The organism is Romboutsia lituseburensis DSM 797 (genome assembly GCF_900103615.1).
GTDB lineage: Bacteria > Bacillota > Clostridia > Peptostreptococcales > Peptostreptococcaceae > Romboutsia_F > Romboutsia_F lituseburensis.
On sequence record NZ_FNGW01000004.1, the window covers coordinates 33,491 to 49,029 of the forward strand.

18 protein-coding genes are annotated in these 15,539 nt (G+C 28.1%); 15 read left to right on the plus strand and 3 right to left on the minus strand.

The features are described from left to right. Window positions 1-68: 68 nt before the first annotated feature. The 3 genes from BLP75_RS08475 to pepT all read left to right on the plus strand — a co-directional run bounded on the left by BLP75_RS08475 (window position 69) and on the right by pepT (window position 3,769). Window positions 69-1,319: an HlyC/CorC family transporter gene (locus BLP75_RS08475; RefSeq protein ID WP_092725302.1), complete on the plus strand. Its 1,251-nt coding sequence runs from the start codon at window positions 69-71 to the stop codon at window positions 1,317-1,319. Between the two features lie 87 nt (window positions 1,320-1,406). After that, on the plus strand, window positions 1,407-2,459 hold the full coding sequence (gene ytvI, locus BLP75_RS08480) for a sporulation integral membrane protein YtvI (protein ID WP_092725303.1): 1,053 nt from the start codon (window positions 1,407-1,409) through the stop codon (window positions 2,457-2,459). Between the two features lie 86 nt (window positions 2,460-2,545). Then, window positions 2,546-3,769, plus strand: a complete 1,224-nt coding sequence (pepT, locus tag BLP75_RS08485; RefSeq protein ID WP_092725304.1) for a peptidase T — start codon at window positions 2,546-2,548, stop codon at window positions 3,767-3,769. 61 nt (window positions 3,770-3,830) lie between these two features. Here the strand turns inward: pepT and yfcE are convergent, their stop codons facing one another. After that, the gene (yfcE, locus tag BLP75_RS08490; protein WP_092725306.1) at window positions 3,831-4,397 is read right to left on the minus strand and encodes a phosphodiesterase; all 567 of its coding nucleotides are present in this window, start codon (window positions 4,395-4,397) and stop codon (window positions 3,831-3,833) included. A 23-nt stretch (window positions 4,398-4,420) separates the two neighbouring features. Continuing rightward, window positions 4,421-5,221, minus strand: coding sequence for an NAD(+)/NADH kinase (locus BLP75_RS08495; RefSeq protein WP_092725307.1), 801 nt, complete (start codon window positions 5,219-5,221; stop codon window positions 4,421-4,423). 211 nt (window positions 5,222-5,432) lie between these two features. Between BLP75_RS08495 and BLP75_RS08500 the strand changes: the two genes are divergently transcribed. From BLP75_RS08500 to BLP75_RS08510, 3 genes are all read left to right on the plus strand, one after another. Then, window positions 5,433-6,335, plus strand: coding sequence for an RluA family pseudouridine synthase (locus tag BLP75_RS08500; RefSeq protein WP_092725908.1), 903 nt, complete (start codon window positions 5,433-5,435; stop codon window positions 6,333-6,335). Between the two features lie 19 nt (window positions 6,336-6,354). Next, on the plus strand, window positions 6,355-7,359 hold the full coding sequence (locus tag BLP75_RS08505) for a nucleoid-associated protein (RefSeq protein ID WP_092725309.1): 1,005 nt from the start codon (window positions 6,355-6,357) through the stop codon (window positions 7,357-7,359). A 130-nt stretch (window positions 7,360-7,489) separates the two neighbouring features. After that, complete coding sequence (locus BLP75_RS08510) at window positions 7,490-7,726, plus strand: hypothetical protein (protein ID WP_092725310.1); 237 nt, start codon at window positions 7,490-7,492, stop codon at window positions 7,724-7,726. A 48-nt stretch (window positions 7,727-7,774) separates the two neighbouring features. On the opposite strand, the gene acpP is transcribed toward BLP75_RS08510, so the two are convergent. Continuing rightward, a complete protein-coding gene (gene acpP, locus BLP75_RS08515; RefSeq protein ID WP_092725312.1) occupies window positions 7,775-8,002 on the minus strand; it encodes an acyl carrier protein in 228 nt (75 codons plus the stop codon). Window positions 8,003-8,152: 150 nt separating this feature from the next. On the opposite strand from acpP, the gene BLP75_RS08520 reads away from it, so the two are divergent. From BLP75_RS08520 to BLP75_RS08560, 9 genes are all read left to right on the plus strand, one after another. Continuing rightward, on the plus strand, window positions 8,153-8,545 hold the full coding sequence (locus BLP75_RS08520; RefSeq protein ID WP_092725313.1) for a hypothetical protein: 393 nt from the start codon (window positions 8,153-8,155) through the stop codon (window positions 8,543-8,545). Between the two features lie 78 nt (window positions 8,546-8,623). Beyond that, a complete protein-coding gene (locus BLP75_RS08525) occupies window positions 8,624-8,827 on the plus strand; it encodes a hypothetical protein (RefSeq protein ID WP_092725316.1) in 204 nt (67 codons plus the stop codon). Between the two features lie 179 nt (window positions 8,828-9,006). Then, the gene (locus tag BLP75_RS08530) at window positions 9,007-9,210 is read left to right on the plus strand and encodes a hypothetical protein (protein WP_092725317.1); all 204 of its coding nucleotides are present in this window, start codon (window positions 9,007-9,009) and stop codon (window positions 9,208-9,210) included. A gap of 202 nt (window positions 9,211-9,412) precedes the next feature. After that, complete coding sequence (locus tag BLP75_RS08535) at window positions 9,413-9,613, plus strand: hypothetical protein (protein WP_092725910.1); 201 nt, start codon at window positions 9,413-9,415, stop codon at window positions 9,611-9,613. 225 nt (window positions 9,614-9,838) lie between these two features. Continuing rightward, the gene (locus BLP75_RS08540; protein WP_092725319.1) at window positions 9,839-10,018 is read left to right on the plus strand and encodes a hypothetical protein; all 180 of its coding nucleotides are present in this window, start codon (window positions 9,839-9,841) and stop codon (window positions 10,016-10,018) included. A gap of 122 nt (window positions 10,019-10,140) precedes the next feature. Then, the gene (locus BLP75_RS08545) at window positions 10,141-10,338 is read left to right on the plus strand and encodes a hypothetical protein (protein ID WP_092725320.1); all 198 of its coding nucleotides are present in this window, start codon (window positions 10,141-10,143) and stop codon (window positions 10,336-10,338) included. 262 nt (window positions 10,339-10,600) lie between these two features. Beyond that, the gene (locus BLP75_RS08550) at window positions 10,601-11,614 is read left to right on the plus strand and encodes a LacI family DNA-binding transcriptional regulator (protein WP_092725322.1); all 1,014 of its coding nucleotides are present in this window, start codon (window positions 10,601-10,603) and stop codon (window positions 11,612-11,614) included. 248 nt (window positions 11,615-11,862) lie between these two features. Further along, on the plus strand, window positions 11,863-13,431 hold the full coding sequence (gene hutH / locus BLP75_RS08555) for a histidine ammonia-lyase (protein WP_092725323.1): 1,569 nt from the start codon (window positions 11,863-11,865) through the stop codon (window positions 13,429-13,431). Window positions 13,432-13,453: 22 nt separating this feature from the next. Beyond that, window positions 13,454-15,493 (plus strand): urocanate hydratase, encoded by a 2,040-nt coding sequence (locus tag BLP75_RS08560; RefSeq protein WP_092725325.1) that lies wholly within the window; start codon window positions 13,454-13,456, stop codon window positions 15,491-15,493. Window positions 15,494-15,539: the final 46 nt, after the last annotated feature.

Genomic DNA, 15,539 nt, shown 5'->3' on the forward strand with positions numbered 1-15,539 from the left:
CCAATAATATTTAAATATGCTATAATATATTAACATAAAAATCATAAAATTTAGGAGCGTGGTAAAGGTTGGAATCGGCCAGTATTTTGATTCAAATCGTAATTTTAGTAATCCTATTAATAGGATCAGGGTTTTTCTCAGCATCTGAAACAGCATTAATGTCGTTAAGTAAAATTAGAATAAGACATATGAAAGATGAGGGTATAAAAGGTGCTAAATTAGTAAGTAAATTAATAGAAAGTCCAAATAAGTTATTAAGTTCTATATTAGTTGGTAACAACGTAGTTAATATAGCTGCAACATCTATATCAACATCTTTATTTATAACACTATTAGGGTCAAAAGGAGTTCCTGTTGCAACAGCATTTATGACTATATTAGTATTGATATTTGGTGAAATTACGCCAAAGACAATTGCTGCAAATAGTTCTGAAAAGGTAGCTCTTTTAGTGTCAAAACCAATTAAATTTATTATATTTATATTGACACCTGTAGTATGGGTATTTGATATAATTACAAAAGTTATATTTAAAATATTTGGGATACAAACAAAAAGCTCACAACCATATATAACAGAAGAAGAGCTAAAAACTATGGTTAATGTAAGTCATGAAGAAGGAGTTCTTCAAGTAGAGGAACGAGAAATAATAAATAATGTATTTCAATTTGGAGATATGCAAGCCAAAGAAGCAATGGTACAAAGGCTTGATATGATAGCTATAAATTCAGAAGATAATTATGATGAGATTATAGAATTATTTAAGAATGAAAAATTAAGCAGAATGCCAGTTTATAATGATTCTGTAGATGATATTATAGGTATTCTTAATATAAAAGATGTAATATTTTTAAATGATGAAGAAATATCTAATTTTGATATAAACAAATATATAAGAGAACCATTCTTTACTTATGAGTTTAAAAAAATCACTCAACTTTTAGAAGAGATGAAAATAAACAAAGTTCAAATGGCCATAGTTGTAGATGAATATGGTGGAACAGCTGGGCTTATAACTATTGAAGATCTAATAGAAGTAATAGTTGGTGATATAGAAGATGAGTTTGATGAAGAGGAAGAAGAAATAATTGTAATAAAAGAAGATGAATATATAGTTGAAGGTAGTACAAAAATCTCTGATGTGAACGAACTAATAGGTGTTAAGTTAGAATCAGAGGAGTTTGATTCTATAGGTGGATTTATAATAGGTCACCTAAGAAGATTACCAGAAGAAGAAGAGGTTTTAGAAGTTGACAATATAAAGTTTTGTATAGAGAGCTTAGATAAAAATAGAATAAAGAAAATAAGAATTTTCACTTAGATAAAAACACTGTTTAAAGCAGTGTTTTATTTTTTATAATAAATGGCAATAATTATAGGATGAATATAAAATTTAAGGGGGGATCATATGGCAGTATTAGATAAACATTTTTTACACAAATTAAAATCTAATATTATTTTTGTTGTTATATATACTATGGCATTTATCTTAATGTATGAAACATTTCCATATATAGCACCTTTTTTGATAGGAGGCATGATAGCATTTGTAATTAGCCCTATTTCACAAAAATTAAAAAAGAAATTTAAAATAAATACAGGAATATCAACTTTAATTTTAAGTTTTTTAGGTGTAGCAATAGTCATAGGATTAGCAAGTGCATTTATAGTATTTGGAACAAAACATCTTGTAAATTTATTGAATAATATTAGCCAAAATTCAGACTACATAAATCAAATTGCAATGGATTTAGCAAGTAAGGCTAGTTCTTATATAGAGTATATACAAGATGCTTCAAATATAAATATAGAATCTCTAATAACTAAATATAGTGGAAGCTTAATGAATATAACTAAAAATTTATTAGCAAGTATAATTGGTCTAGCAAGTTCTATACCTTACATTGCTATATTTACTATAACACTTTTTATAGCTACATATTTTATAGCTAAAGACATAGATATAATAGAAAGATCTTTTTATAATATGTTTGCAGAAAGCACTAAGGTAAAAGTAAAAAATGTAAAGAAAGAAATATTATCATCTATTGTAGGATATATAAGAGCATATACTATTTTAATGGGAATAACTTTTTTAATTACATGGATAAGTTTTGCTATATTAAAAATTCCATATTCATCAATATTAGGATTTATAGCTGCAATACTAGATTTAATACCATTTCTGGGAATAACTGTTATTTATGTCCCTACTATAATTTATTACTGGATAATAGAAAATTATTTTTTAGTAATAACTATAAGTATAGTTTTTGTCGGATTATCACTTCTGAGACAAATATTAGAACCTAAATTAGTCTCAATAAATATAGGATTAAGTCCGTTGGCAACTTTAGCTGCAATATTTATAGGAATTCAAGTTAAAGGAATAATAGGGATCATTTTCTTTTTAGGATTAGTTATGATGCATCAAATATTAAAAAAGGTAGATATACTTTAACTAAAATATGTAATATAATGGAATTATATAAATAAACACATCATAACAAATTAATATAAAACAAATGAAGGAAGGAAAATAATAAAATGAAACAAAAAGTAGTAGAAAGATTTTTAAAATATGTTGCATTTGATACAACTGCAGACCCTAAAAATTCAAATTGTCCATCAAGCGAAGGCCAAAGAGTATTTGCAAATTATTTAGTAGAAGAGTTAAAAGGATTAGGATTAACGGATGCAAATGTAGATGAAAATAGTTATGTAATGGCAACTTTAAAAGGAAATACAGAGGGAGTAGATACAATAGGATTTATATCTCACTTAGATACAGCTCCAGATGTTACAGGAAAAGATGTTAAGGCTAGAATAGTTGAAAATTATGATGGAAAAGACATAGTTTTAAATGAAGAATTAAATATAGTAACTAAAGTATCTGATTATCCAGAGATTGCAAAGTTTGTAGGTGAAGATTTAATAGTTACAGATGGAACAACTTTACTAGGTGCAGATGATAAAGCTGGTATAGCGGAAATCGTTACTGCAATAGAATATTTAGTAAGCAATCCAGAAATAAAACATGGAGATATAAAAATAGGATTTACTCCAGATGAAGAAATAGGAAGAGGAGCAAACTTATTTGATGTAGAAAAGTTTGGAGCTAAATATGCATATACTATAGATGGAGGCATAGAAGGAGAACTTCAATATGAAAACTTCAATGCTGCTGGAGCTACAATAACTATACAAGGAAGAAATGTTCATCCAGGTGCTTCTAAAAATAAAATGATAAATGCATTACATATAGCAGCTGAGATAAGTGAAAAGTTCCCAGCTAATGAGAGACCTGAAACTACAGAAGGTTATGAAGGATTTTATCATTTAAATGATATAAATGGTAACGTTGAGAAGGCTTCTATGGTTTATATAATAAGAGATCATGACAATGAAAAATTCGAATCAAGAAAAGCTTATATGCAAGAAACTATAAGCAAGTTAAATGAAAAATATGATGGAAGAATAACATTAGATTTAAATGATCAATACTTTAATATGAAAGAAAAAGTAGAACCTGTTAAATTTATTGTAGATATAGCACAAGATGCTATGAATGAAGTAGGAATAAATCCTTTAGTACTACCTATAAGAGGAGGTACAGATGGAGCTAGATTATCATTTATGGGTCTACCTTGTCCAAATATATTTACAGGGGGACTAAATTTCCATAGTAAAAATGAATGTATACCTGTTAGATCTATGGAAAAATGTGCAGAGCTTATAGTTAAAATAGCTCAAAAATATGCTGAAAGATAATTAAAATTCAAATAAAAAGAGTGTTTATCAAGTAAACACTCTTTTTATAATTTATATAAAATTAATTTTCATCAAGATGTATTATCTGACCAGTATTTATATCAAATAAATCTAAATTCATATCAAGCTCATCTTCAGTTTGAATTATATCTATAATTGCAACAGAATGAGTTCCATCTTTCGGGATAGAAGTACTTCCTGGATTTAAAATAATTAAATTTTCATTACAGTATAATTCTTTAATATGAGTATGTCCTAATATAAGTATATCAGCCCCCATATTTTTAGCTTTTTTTATAGTATCTTCTTTAGAATCAATATATCCATGATTCATAACGATTCTAACTTCTCCAAATTGGCTCATAACATAAGGACTTTGTATAGGATGATTTATAACCATTTGATCTACATCAGCATCACAGTTCCCTCTAGCTATAAGTATATTAGTTATTTCATTTATTTTAGATATTAATCCTTTAGGATTATATCCTTCGGGAATATCATTTCTAGGACCATGATATAGAACATCACCACAATGTAATATAACATCGCATTCTTCTAGTATATTTAGTGCTTTTTCAAAATATAATAAACTTCCATGAGTATCACTCATCACACCTATTTTCATATTAATTCCTCCTGTATTATATATTATAAAAACTTTTCAGAAACCCTACTCCAAAACTCATAATTAGACATTCTAACTAGTTTAATATAGATATCAGAGGTATAAATTCTAATATCAGATATTTGATTATATCGGTGTTCAACACCATCAACAACTATAAGTATAGAATTATCAAATCTATACTCGGGCTCGATATTTATTACTGAATCTCTAGAAAAAATTATACTTGAAGTAAAACTTCTATAAGCATTTGTATTTATAGGATATAGTGGAGTAAGCTGCATAAGACTTAAACTTGAATCAACTATACTACCCCCTGCAGCATAATTGTAAGCTGTAGAACCAGTAGGTGTAGATATAATCATTCCATCTCCACTAAACTTTTCTACATGTTTATCATTTACTTTTAAATTTATATGTATAGTTCTAGATTTATCGCCTTTTACAACAACCTCATTTATTGCAAACATATCAAAACAATGCTTATCTGTACAAATACTTGCACCAAGAAGTGGTATATTTTGTACAATAAAATCTCCATTTAAATAAGCATCTATAAATGTATCTATATTATCGGGAGAAATATCTGGGAAAAAACCAAGATGTCCTGTATTAATTCCAACAACAGGTACGTCAGGAAAATCAAAATCGTGAATAGTTTTTAAGAAAGATCCATCCCCACCTATTGATATAATTAATTCCGTATCTGGATGGAAATCATATCTTACTTCAAATCCCATAGATTGCAATTTTTTGGTTAGTAGTTTTCTAGTCTCAAGAGACTTTACTACTTGGTTTGAATTTATAGTTATAATTCTTCTCATTTTTCCACCCCTTTATACTTTGTATTATAGCATAATTTTATAAAATATCGATATGTAATTGAAACGTAGGTTTTAGAATAAATAGATAGATTTAATACAAATTTGAAATAATAAACTATAAAAAATATAAAGAGATAAAAACTATTATCTATTTTTAAATAATAGTGTAAAATAGATAATGTTATTATTGCAAAAGAAGGTAGGTGCAGACTTGTTTAAAAAAGAAAGTCAAACATATAATCTTATATCATATACAAGTGATGAAGAGTCAACGCTAAAGGAAATTCTACTAGATAGGTTAAACTTCTCTGTAAGATCATTATCTAAAATGAAAAGAGATCAAACTGTATCAGTTAATGGTGAATTTAAAAAGCCTAGCACTAAAATAAAAAAAGGTGATTTAATAGAAGTAAAAATAGAAGAAGATATGGCTGGTTTTGAACCTCAAGATTTAGATTTAAAAGTATTACATGATGATTTTGATATAATAATGGTGAATAAACCGCCATTTATGGTAGTTCATCCAACTAAAAGTCATAGCGACAAAACTATAGCAAATGCAGTAAATGACTATATAATAAAGAAAAATGAAAAAGTAAAAGTTAGATTTGTAAATAGATTGGATATGAATACATCAGGTCTTGTTATTATTGCTAAAAATGCTTATGCTCATCATACATTATCAGTTGATATGAAAGAAGATAAAGTTGAAAAAAAATATATAACTGTAGTAAAAGGTATCGTAAAGGATGACTATGGAACTATAGACGAACCTATATATAGACCAACAGAAGATAGTATAAAAAGAGTAGTGGATGATAGAGGTCAAGCTTCAATTACACATTACAAAGTATTAGAAAGACTAAATGATGCTACTTTATTAGAAGTAAAACTTGAAACTGGAAGAACTCATCAAATACGTGTTCATATGAATCATATAGGGCATGGAATAATAGGCGACGAACTGTATGGATATGTTGATGAAAATCTTATAAATAGACAGGCTCTTCATGCATATAGCTTAGAATTCAATCAGCCTAGAACTAAAGAAAAGTTAAAATTTGAGGCGCAATTGCCAGAGGATATAAAAATATTAATAGAAAAATTAAAATAATTAAATTAGAGGTGAGAGTATGATAATACATAAATTTATAATACATGTACTAGATAAAAATAGTGATGTTCCGATTTTAAATGATTATGAAGGGAAGATAAATCCAGAAGTAGATAAATTTTTTCAAAAAGTAATTAAAAGAGTTACTAAAGATGATGATTTAAGAAAAGGGTACTTTAAAGATTATAATAATAATATAGTAAAAAATTGTTGTGAGCAGATGATATATGATGAAAGTACTTTTTTAGAAAATTCTAAAGAAATTGCATCATATTTATTTGACATAATGAAAATTAATGCTGAAATAGACTCTGGTGACTTAGCAATTTGTTTATATACTGTAAAGGATGAAAAGTATGTAGCCATATTAAAGTTAGATTATAAAAAATTATATACTCATTCAATTGAGTTTATAGATGACAAATTTAATATACAAATGGTTGCAAATGAAATAGGCATACCTGAAACTGGTAGACAAAAGCAGTGTGCTATAGTTGGAATCAGTGGAATAAATGATGAATACCATTTAAGACTTTTAGATAAAGATGCAGAAAAGGAAGAATTAGAATCAAAGTTTATAAAAGAATTTTTAAATGCAGAGAGAATTGATGATGATAAATATAAAACAAAAGTATTTAAAAATTCGGCAGAAACATGGATAACTAATGCACTAAGTGATAATATTAAGCAAGCTGAAGATGTAAGAAGTTTATTAAACTATACACTAAAAGAAAAAGAATCTATAGATATACAAGAATTTGTAGAAAATACTATAAAAGAAGATGATTTAAAAGAAAGCTTTAAAGAACATATGGAAGATAAAGGACTAGATGAAGGATTTAGTATAGATAAAACTTGGGTAGAGAAAAAATTAAAAAAGAGAAGTATAAAGACTGATAATGGATTTGATTTAAAAGGAAATTTAGAAGATTTTGAAGACCCAATGAAATATAATGTAAAACAAAATCCTGATGGTTCTATAGATATAACGATTAAAAATGTAAAATTTTATGAAGAAAAATAGATCTTAAATACAAGAGTATAATGCTCTTGTATTTTTTTACTCTTAGACAGGCACTATAACGAAAATGTAATCATATAAGTAAATAAGAAGAATTTTAAATTTGTGCTACATATATTAAGGGGGGGCGTGTGTGGAACAACTAAAGGGACTTTTTAGAGGATTTGATTGTATAGATGATAATCCAATGTTGTTGTTTATAATAATAGGAGCAGTAGTATTGTTAATGCTTGGAAATGGTGGAGGTTTGGAGTGCTTTTTTGAGCAAAACAATTCATTAGTATGGATTATCTTAATTGTATTTTTATTATTTATGTTTAATAATAACAATGACTGCTGTTGCTGTGACGATGATGATTTTTGTTGTTAATCAAAAACTTAAAACCGAGCTTATATAGCTCGGTTTTTATGTGTAGATTTATTTATTTTCTTCTATAAATTTATAAATATCACCTATAGTCTTGAAGTGCTCAGCTTCTTCATCAGGTATTTCTATACCAAATTCATCTTCAAGAGCCATTATAACTTCAACAGCATCTAAAGAATCTGCTTCTAGATCATCTATTAAAGATGTGTTCATAGTTATTTTACTTTCATCATCTATGCTTAATTGATCAGCGATGATTGATTTTATTTTTTCAAACATTATTGCACCCTCCTAAAACGGTTTTATAAATTTAATTGTAGTTTAATATAATATTGAAAATTTTTCAACATTATATTAATAAAAAGTAATAAAGTTTTTTCCTATGAATATAAATTACTATATAAGTTTTTATACATAGGAGGAATTGTTATGAAATATGTAGGTTTACTAGTATCATCTATTGGAGCATTCTTAATAATATTAGCAAACTTTTACTACAATTCAGTAACACTAGATATGCAAAGGATAAAAGAGTATGTAGTTGAAAGTAATATTATATTAGAAGATGTAGTTAAAAAAGAAGATACTGTTATTGAAAATAAGGATGAATACATATCAAGATTATTGACACTAAAGAAAGGAATTAATAACACTAAAACAACTTTTTTAATAAAAGACTATAAAGAATACAAACTTAAATCTATTGATAGCTTAATAGATAACATATCAGAAGAAAATATAAATAAAATACAATTAGATGATGTAAATAAATACAATGAGTTATGTGATAAAGAAATAGACAAATTGATAATAATTAAGTAATAATATTTGTTTAGCAACTTATTAAGTTTAAAACATATATAAATATAAAAGGCATTTTAAGCTTAGGGGGGGAATGTCATGGCAAAATTAGAAGATACATTATCCCGTTTTTTTGGTGGTAATAATGGCCTTTTTAGTAATGGAATGTTGATAATAATAGCATTAGTATTTCTAGTATTATGTACAGATATATTAGATAACTTCTTAGAAAATGATAGTGCATGGATATGGATTATACTAGTAATACTTCTATTATTTAATTTTGATGATAGCTGCTGCTAATATAATCATTTTAAAGAAATCTTTTAGATTTCTTTTTTTGTTTTTTGAAATTTTATAAGTTTTATGAAGTTTTTTTAACTAAAAATCAATAAAATGTAACAATTTTACACATTATTACATAATATTTAGTAAATAGGTATTAACAGGATATACCTATAAACTAAAAAGGGGGCATAAAAATGTCAGATAACCAAACTTTATCTCGTTTATTTGGATGTGGATTTGGTGGAGGTGGAATGATAATACTTGTAATACTAGGTGCAATACTTTTATTAGGTGACGATCTTTTAGAATGGATCTTCTGTGATGATATGGCATTAATATGGATAGTATTGATTATTTTACTTTTAACTAGCTTTGATTTTGATGGATGCTGTTGTTAAAAAATAAAAAGGGGCTCCAATTAGCCCCTTTTTATAAAATATAAAATTAAAAATAAAAAAATAAAAAAAAACAATAACACTTTTTGAAAAACTACATACTATATTAAGGAGAGGGCAAAGGTCCTATATGACAGCTTAGTTCGTGCACAATAGCATATTTATATTTTAGGAGGGGATTTGTGTGAGTAGCAAATTAACTAGAATGTTTGATTGTTTTGGTGGAGGTGGATGGTGGATAATAGTACTATTCTTCCTATTCCTAGCTTTCCAAGAATGTTGGAGTGAAATATGCATAACAGATTGGATTCCATTCTTAATATTATTATTAATAGTGTGTTCATGTAATGGATTTGATGATGGGGATTGTGGATGCTTAGATAACAACTTTGACTGCGGGTGTTAATTAATTAAAAACTATTAAGCAAAAAGGGTGTAATTTACACCCTTTTTGTTTTTTTGTATTAAATATTTTTTAGATAGTTGAATAACTGAAAATACTTATATATAGCAGAATTTATTATAACTATAAAAAAATTAATATAAAATTACTATCACAATTTGAGCCTGATGCATATTATATGTTAAGAGCGAAAGCTCAATAAATTAAATATCAACAGGAGGTAGCAATATGTTAGACAGATTATTTGGTGAATGTGGATGTTTTGGTGGAGGAGCTTGGTGGATAATAATATTATTCTTCTTATTCCTAGCATTTGGAGAAAGTTGGGTAGACATAGATATAATGGCATGGATACCTTTCTTAATAGTATTATTAATACTTTGCAGTTGTGGAGCATGTTTTGAGTAACAAAATTTAAAAAAGCTCATAGTATATACTATGTAAAAAGTTAGTATTAGTAATGCTAGCTAATTGATATTATACAGCTAGCATATCAATTAATATCTTTTATTTAAAGGGAGGACTTAATTATGTTAAGTAGATTTTTCGGAGAAGGTGGATGCTTTGGTGGAGGAGCTTGGTGGATAATAGTATTGTTCTTCTTATTCTTAGCATTTGGAGACAGTTGGTGTGATATAGATATAATGGCATGGATACCTTTCTTAATACTATTATTAATAACTTGCTCTTGTGGCGGATTACTTGATGATGGAGGATGCGGTTGCTAATAAAGCGATTCATTAGTTAAAAGCATCGGTTATATAACCGATGCTTTTTATTTTGATAAAAAATCTTACATATTAAATCTAAGAATATATTTATTAATTGAATAAAAATAATAAATAAAATACATACTTAAAATAAGAAACATTTACATAATATTGAATAATCTATTTATATAATCTCAAATGTATGATAAAATTATAGTTTAATAATAGAGACGATAAATTAAAATAAATTAACTAAAATCAATATGAGGAGGGCTTTGACATGAAGAGCAATATAACTATCAAAGATGTAGCCAAACGTGCAGGAGTATCTATATCTACGGTGTCAAGAGTTATAAATGATTCAAAACCAGTGACGGACGAAGTAAAGCAAAAAGTTTTAGATGTTATAAAGGAAACAGGATATATTCCAAATCCATTAGCTAGAAGTTTAGTTACTAAGAAAAGCCAATTAATAGGTGTAATAGTTCCTGAAGTATCGGATTCATTTGTAAATGAAATATTAAATGGAGTAGAAGAAATAGCTAAAATGTATGATTATGATATACTTTTAGCAAACACTTACTCAGATAAAGAACAAGAATTAAAAAGTATCAACCTTTTAAGAGCAAAACAGGTAGAAGGTATAGTAATGATATGTTGGAAAGTAGAAGAAGATCATATAAATTACATACAAAACTGCGGAATACCAGCTACATATATAAGTAAAACTGCTAGAGATTATGATATTCATACTGTAAGTACTAGTAATAAAGAAGCTACTCATGATATGACTAAATATTTAGTTGATAAAGGTCATGAAAAAATAGCATTTGTAATGACTAGTAAAGATGATACTGTACTTGAAATGGAAAGATTATCTGGATATGAAGAAGCTTTAACAGAAAGTAACATAACTTTAGATAAAGATCTTATAAAGTACGGAGATACTACTTACGAAGCTGGATATGAAAGTATGAAAGAATTATTAGATGAAGGTATAATACCAGATGCAGCATTTGTAACTGGAGATGAGGCTGCTATAGGAGCTATAAATGCTATATGTGATGCAGGATATAAAGTACCTGAAGATATATCTGTTGCAGGTTTCAATGATGTAAAAATAGCTAAAATGTATAGACCTAAATTAACTACTGTATATCAACCATTATACGATATGGGAGCCGTAGCTATGAGAATGGTAATAAAGATGATAAATAAAGAACCATTAGAGAGTAAAAAAATAGAGCTACCATATAGAATAGTAGAAAGAGAAAGTGTTATAAGTAAAAAATAATATAATTTTTAATACATAAGTAGCATATTATCTATATAGATAATATGCTACTTTTTTTATTTTATATTAAGTATTTAACTCGTTAGAAGTCATTAAACATATATTAAAAATAATATTAAAAATTTAATACAGTACGAGAAGGATTATGGGTGTAGATAATAGAAATATAGTAGGTGAAGTTGCAATATATCATGGTTAGATTTATTTGTTTTATACAATTAAATAGATAATAGTAAGGGGGATAAGTTATGAAAAAAGTATTAATTGATGGGAATAGTTTAACTATAGAAGAGGTAGTTAATGTATCTAGAAATGGATATCAAGTTGAATTAACAGATCAAGCTTTAAGTAAAGTTAAGGTAGCTAGAGATCTAGTGGATAATTTAGTGGATAGTGAAAAAATATCTTATGGAATTACTACAGGTTTTGGAAAATTTTCTGATATAGCAATATCAAAAGATGATGCTAAGCAATTGCAGAGAAATTTAATTATAAGCCATGCTTGTGGAGTAGGGGAACCACTAGATGAAGATATAGTAAGGGCTATAATGTTACTTAGAGTAAATGCTCTTTCAAAAGGACATTCAGGGATTAGAATAGAGACATTACAAACATTAGTTGAAATGATAAATAAAGGAGTACATCCTATTATACCTGAAAAAGGATCTCTAGGAGCATCAGGAGATTTAGCACCACTATCACATATGGTCTTAACGATGATAGGAGAGGGAGAAGCAGTCTATGATGGTGAAAGATTAAGTTCTAAAGAAGCAATGCAAAAAGCTGGTATAAATGTGCTAGAATATTTATCTTCAAAAGAAGGTTTAGCACTTATAAATGGAACACAGGTTATGACTGCAGTTGGTTTGTTAACAGTATATGATTCAATAAATTTATTGAAAACTGCAGATATAGCATTAGGTCTTACTATGGAAGCTTTAAATGGAATAACATGTGCTATGGATGAAAAGGTTCATAGTGTTAGACCGCATAAAGGCCAAATAAATACAGCTAAAAATATATTAGATATATTAAGAGATAGTGAAATGGTAACTAAGCAAGGGGATATGAGGGTGCAAGATGCATATTCTTTAAGATGTTCTCCACAAATTCATGGAGCTAGTAAAGATGCTATAGAATATGTAAAAAATAAAATAAATATAGAAATAAACTCAGTAACAGATAATCCAATAATATTCCCAGACGTAGAGCAAGTAATATCTGGAGGTAATTTCCATGGACAACCAATGGCATTAAGTTTTGACTTTTTAGGAATTGCTTTATCAGAAATAGCAAATATATCAGAAAGAAGATTAGAAAAACTAGTTAACCCAGCATTAAGTCATGGACTGCCAGCATTTTTAGTAAATAAAGGTGGCTTAAACTCAGGATTTATGATAGTTCAGTATAGCGCAGCATCATTAGTATCAGAAAATAAAGTTTTAGCACATCCAGCAAGTGTAGATTCAATACCATCATCAGCAAATCAGGAAGATCATGTATCGATGGGTACTATAGCAGCAAGAAAGGCAAGAGAAATAATGGAAAATGCTCGTAAAGTTTTATCAATGGAAATTTTAGGAGCAGTACAAGCAATAGATTTAAGAGGGAAAAAAGCTTTAGGAGTAGGAACTGAAGCTGCTTATAAAGTTGTGAGGGAACATACTCCTTTTGTTGATAAAGATAGAGTAATGTACAAAGATATAAATATATCTGAAGATATAATAAAACAAAATTTATTAGTTACTGCAGTTGAAAAGGCTTTAGGTAGCAATTTATTGGTAGATGAAGAAGCTTTAGCAGAAAGCACAATATAATATAGCGTAGGAGGAAATAGAAATGGAAAAGGTACTAAATAATTTAAATAGAGAAATAGAAGATGCAATGAGCATAAAAATAAATAATATACCAAATGAAATACCAAGTTTTATAGAAGGAATAAGAAGAGCTCCTAAAAGAGAAGCAAAATTATCTCAAAATGATATTAAATTAGCTCTAAGAAATGCCTTAAGATATATACCGGAGCAATATCATGAAGAGTTGGCACCTGAATTTTTAAATGAATTAATGACTATGGGAAGAATTTATGGATATAGATTTAGACCAGAAGGAAATTTAAAAGGTAAATCTATAGATGAATATGAAGGAAAATGCATCGAGGGAAAAGCATTTCAAGTTATGATAGATAATAACCTTGATTTTGATATAGCATTATATCCATATGAGTTAGTAACTTATGGAGAAACAGGGCAAGTATTTCAAAACTGGATGCAATATTTAGTAGTAAAAGAATATTTAAAAGTTTTAACACAAGACCAAACTTTAGTATTACAATCAGGACATCCTGTTGGGTTATTTAAATCTAAGCCAGATGCACCAAGAGTAATATTAACTAATGGCCTTATGGTAGGATTATTTGATAATCAAGAAGAATGGAAAAGAGCAGCTGCAATAGGTGTTTCTAATTATGGTCAAATGACAGCTGGAGGATGGATGTATATTGGTCCTCAAGGAATTGTTCATGGAACATATTCAACACTTTTAAATGCAGGAAGGTTAATGCTTGGAATAGACCAACATTCAGATTTAGCAGGGAAGTTATTTGTAACTTCAGGCTTAGGAGGAATGAGTGGAGCACAAGGAAAAGCAGTGGAAATAGCTGGAGGAGTAGGTATAATTGCTGAAGTTGATTATTCTAGAATAGAAACTAGATTCACTCAAGGATGGGTTAGCAAAGTTGCTAAAACGAGCAAAGAGGCATTTGAAATAGCTAAAGAAAATATGGAAAATAAAAAAGCATGTGCAATTGCATATCATGGTAACATAGTAGATTTATTAGAATATGCAGTTGAAAATAATATACATATAGATCTACTTTCAGACCAAACATCTTGCCATGCTGTATATGATGGAGGATATTGTCCACAAGGGGTAACTTTTGAAGAAAGAACAAGATTACTAGCTGAAGATAAAGATGAGTTTGTAAAGCTAGTAGACAAAACTCTTATAAAACACTTTGAATTAATTAAAGAATTACACAACAGAGGCGTTTATTTCTTTGACTATGGAAATAGTTTTATGAAAGCTGTATATGATGCAGGTTGCATGGAAATATCAAAAAATAAAGTTGATGAAAAAGATGGATTTATATTCCCATCATATGTTGAAGATATTTTAGGACCTCAATTATTTGATTATGGATATGGACCATTTAGATGGGTTTGTTTATCAGGCAAAGAAGAAGATTTAGAGAAAACAGATAAAGCAGCAATGGATATTATAGATCCTAATAGAAGATATCAAGATAGAGATAATTGGGCTTGGATAAGAGATGCTAAGAAAAATGCACTAGTAGTAGGTACTCAAGCTAGAATACTTTACCAAGATGCTATGGGAAGAACTAATATAGCTCTTAAGTTTAATGAAATGGTAAGAAAAGGTGAAATAGGACCAGTAATGTTAGGAAGAGACCATCATGATGTATCAGGAACGGACTCTCCTTTTAGAGAAACTTCTAATATAAAAGATGGAAGTAATATAATGGCAGATATGGCTACACACTGTTTTGCAGGAAACTGTGCAAGAGGAATGAGCTTAGTAGCACTTCATAATGGTGGAGGTGTAGGTATAGGTAAATCTATAAATGGTGGATTTGGTATGGTTCTTGATGGTTCTCAAAGGGTAGATGATATATTAAGAACATCTATGCCTTGGGATGTTATGAGTGGTGTTGCTAGACGTGCATGGGCTAGAAATGAAAACTCTATAACTACTGTTATAGAATATAACAAAATGTGTGAAGGAAAAGATCATATAACTCTTCCATATATAGTAAATGATGAGTTAATAAATGAAGTAATAGAAAATAATATGATATAAAGTAGATATATTAGGTTGAATTATTTTATTAATTCAACCTAATAGT

What these genes read in the sequence shown, in the direction of transcription:
- BLP75_RS08535 (WP_092725910.1), top strand. Translation starts at nt 9,413, where the DNA reads ATGTTTGATTGTTTTGGTGGAGGTGGATGGTGGATAATAGTACTATTC.
- BLP75_RS08545 (WP_092725320.1), top strand. Translation starts at nt 10,141, where the DNA reads ATGTTAAGTAGATTTTTCGGAGAAGGTGGATGCTTTGGTGGAGGAGCT.
- BLP75_RS08560 (WP_092725325.1), top strand. Translation starts at nt 13,454, where the DNA reads ATGGAAAAGGTACTAAATAATTTAAATAGAGAAATAGAAGATGCAATG.
- BLP75_RS08540 (WP_092725319.1), top strand. Translation starts at nt 9,839, where the DNA reads ATGTTAGACAGATTATTTGGTGAATGTGGATGTTTTGGTGGAGGAGCT.
- BLP75_RS08495 (WP_092725307.1), bottom strand. Translation starts at nt 5,221, where the DNA reads ATGAGAAGAATTATAACTATAAATTCAAACCAAGTAGTAAAGTCTCTT.
- acpP (WP_092725312.1), bottom strand. Translation starts at nt 8,002, where the DNA reads ATGTTTGAAAAAATAAAATCAATCATCGCTGATCAATTAAGCATAGAT.
- pepT (WP_092725304.1), top strand. Translation starts at nt 2,546, where the DNA reads ATGAAACAAAAAGTAGTAGAAAGATTTTTAAAATATGTTGCATTTGAT.
- yfcE (WP_092725306.1), bottom strand. Translation starts at nt 4,397, where the DNA reads ATGAAAATAGGTGTGATGAGTGATACTCATGGAAGTTTATTATATTTT.
- ytvI (WP_092725303.1), top strand. Translation starts at nt 1,407, where the DNA reads ATGGCAGTATTAGATAAACATTTTTTACACAAATTAAAATCTAATATT.
- BLP75_RS08530 (WP_092725317.1), top strand. Translation starts at nt 9,007, where the DNA reads ATGTCAGATAACCAAACTTTATCTCGTTTATTTGGATGTGGATTTGGT.
- BLP75_RS08505 (WP_092725309.1), top strand. Translation starts at nt 6,355, where the DNA reads ATGATAATACATAAATTTATAATACATGTACTAGATAAAAATAGTGAT.
- hutH (WP_092725323.1), top strand. Translation starts at nt 11,863, where the DNA reads ATGAAAAAAGTATTAATTGATGGGAATAGTTTAACTATAGAAGAGGTA.
- BLP75_RS08525 (WP_092725316.1), top strand. Translation starts at nt 8,624, where the DNA reads ATGGCAAAATTAGAAGATACATTATCCCGTTTTTTTGGTGGTAATAAT.
- BLP75_RS08520 (WP_092725313.1), top strand. Translation starts at nt 8,153, where the DNA reads ATGAAATATGTAGGTTTACTAGTATCATCTATTGGAGCATTCTTAATA.
- BLP75_RS08550 (WP_092725322.1), top strand. Translation starts at nt 10,601, where the DNA reads ATGAAGAGCAATATAACTATCAAAGATGTAGCCAAACGTGCAGGAGTA.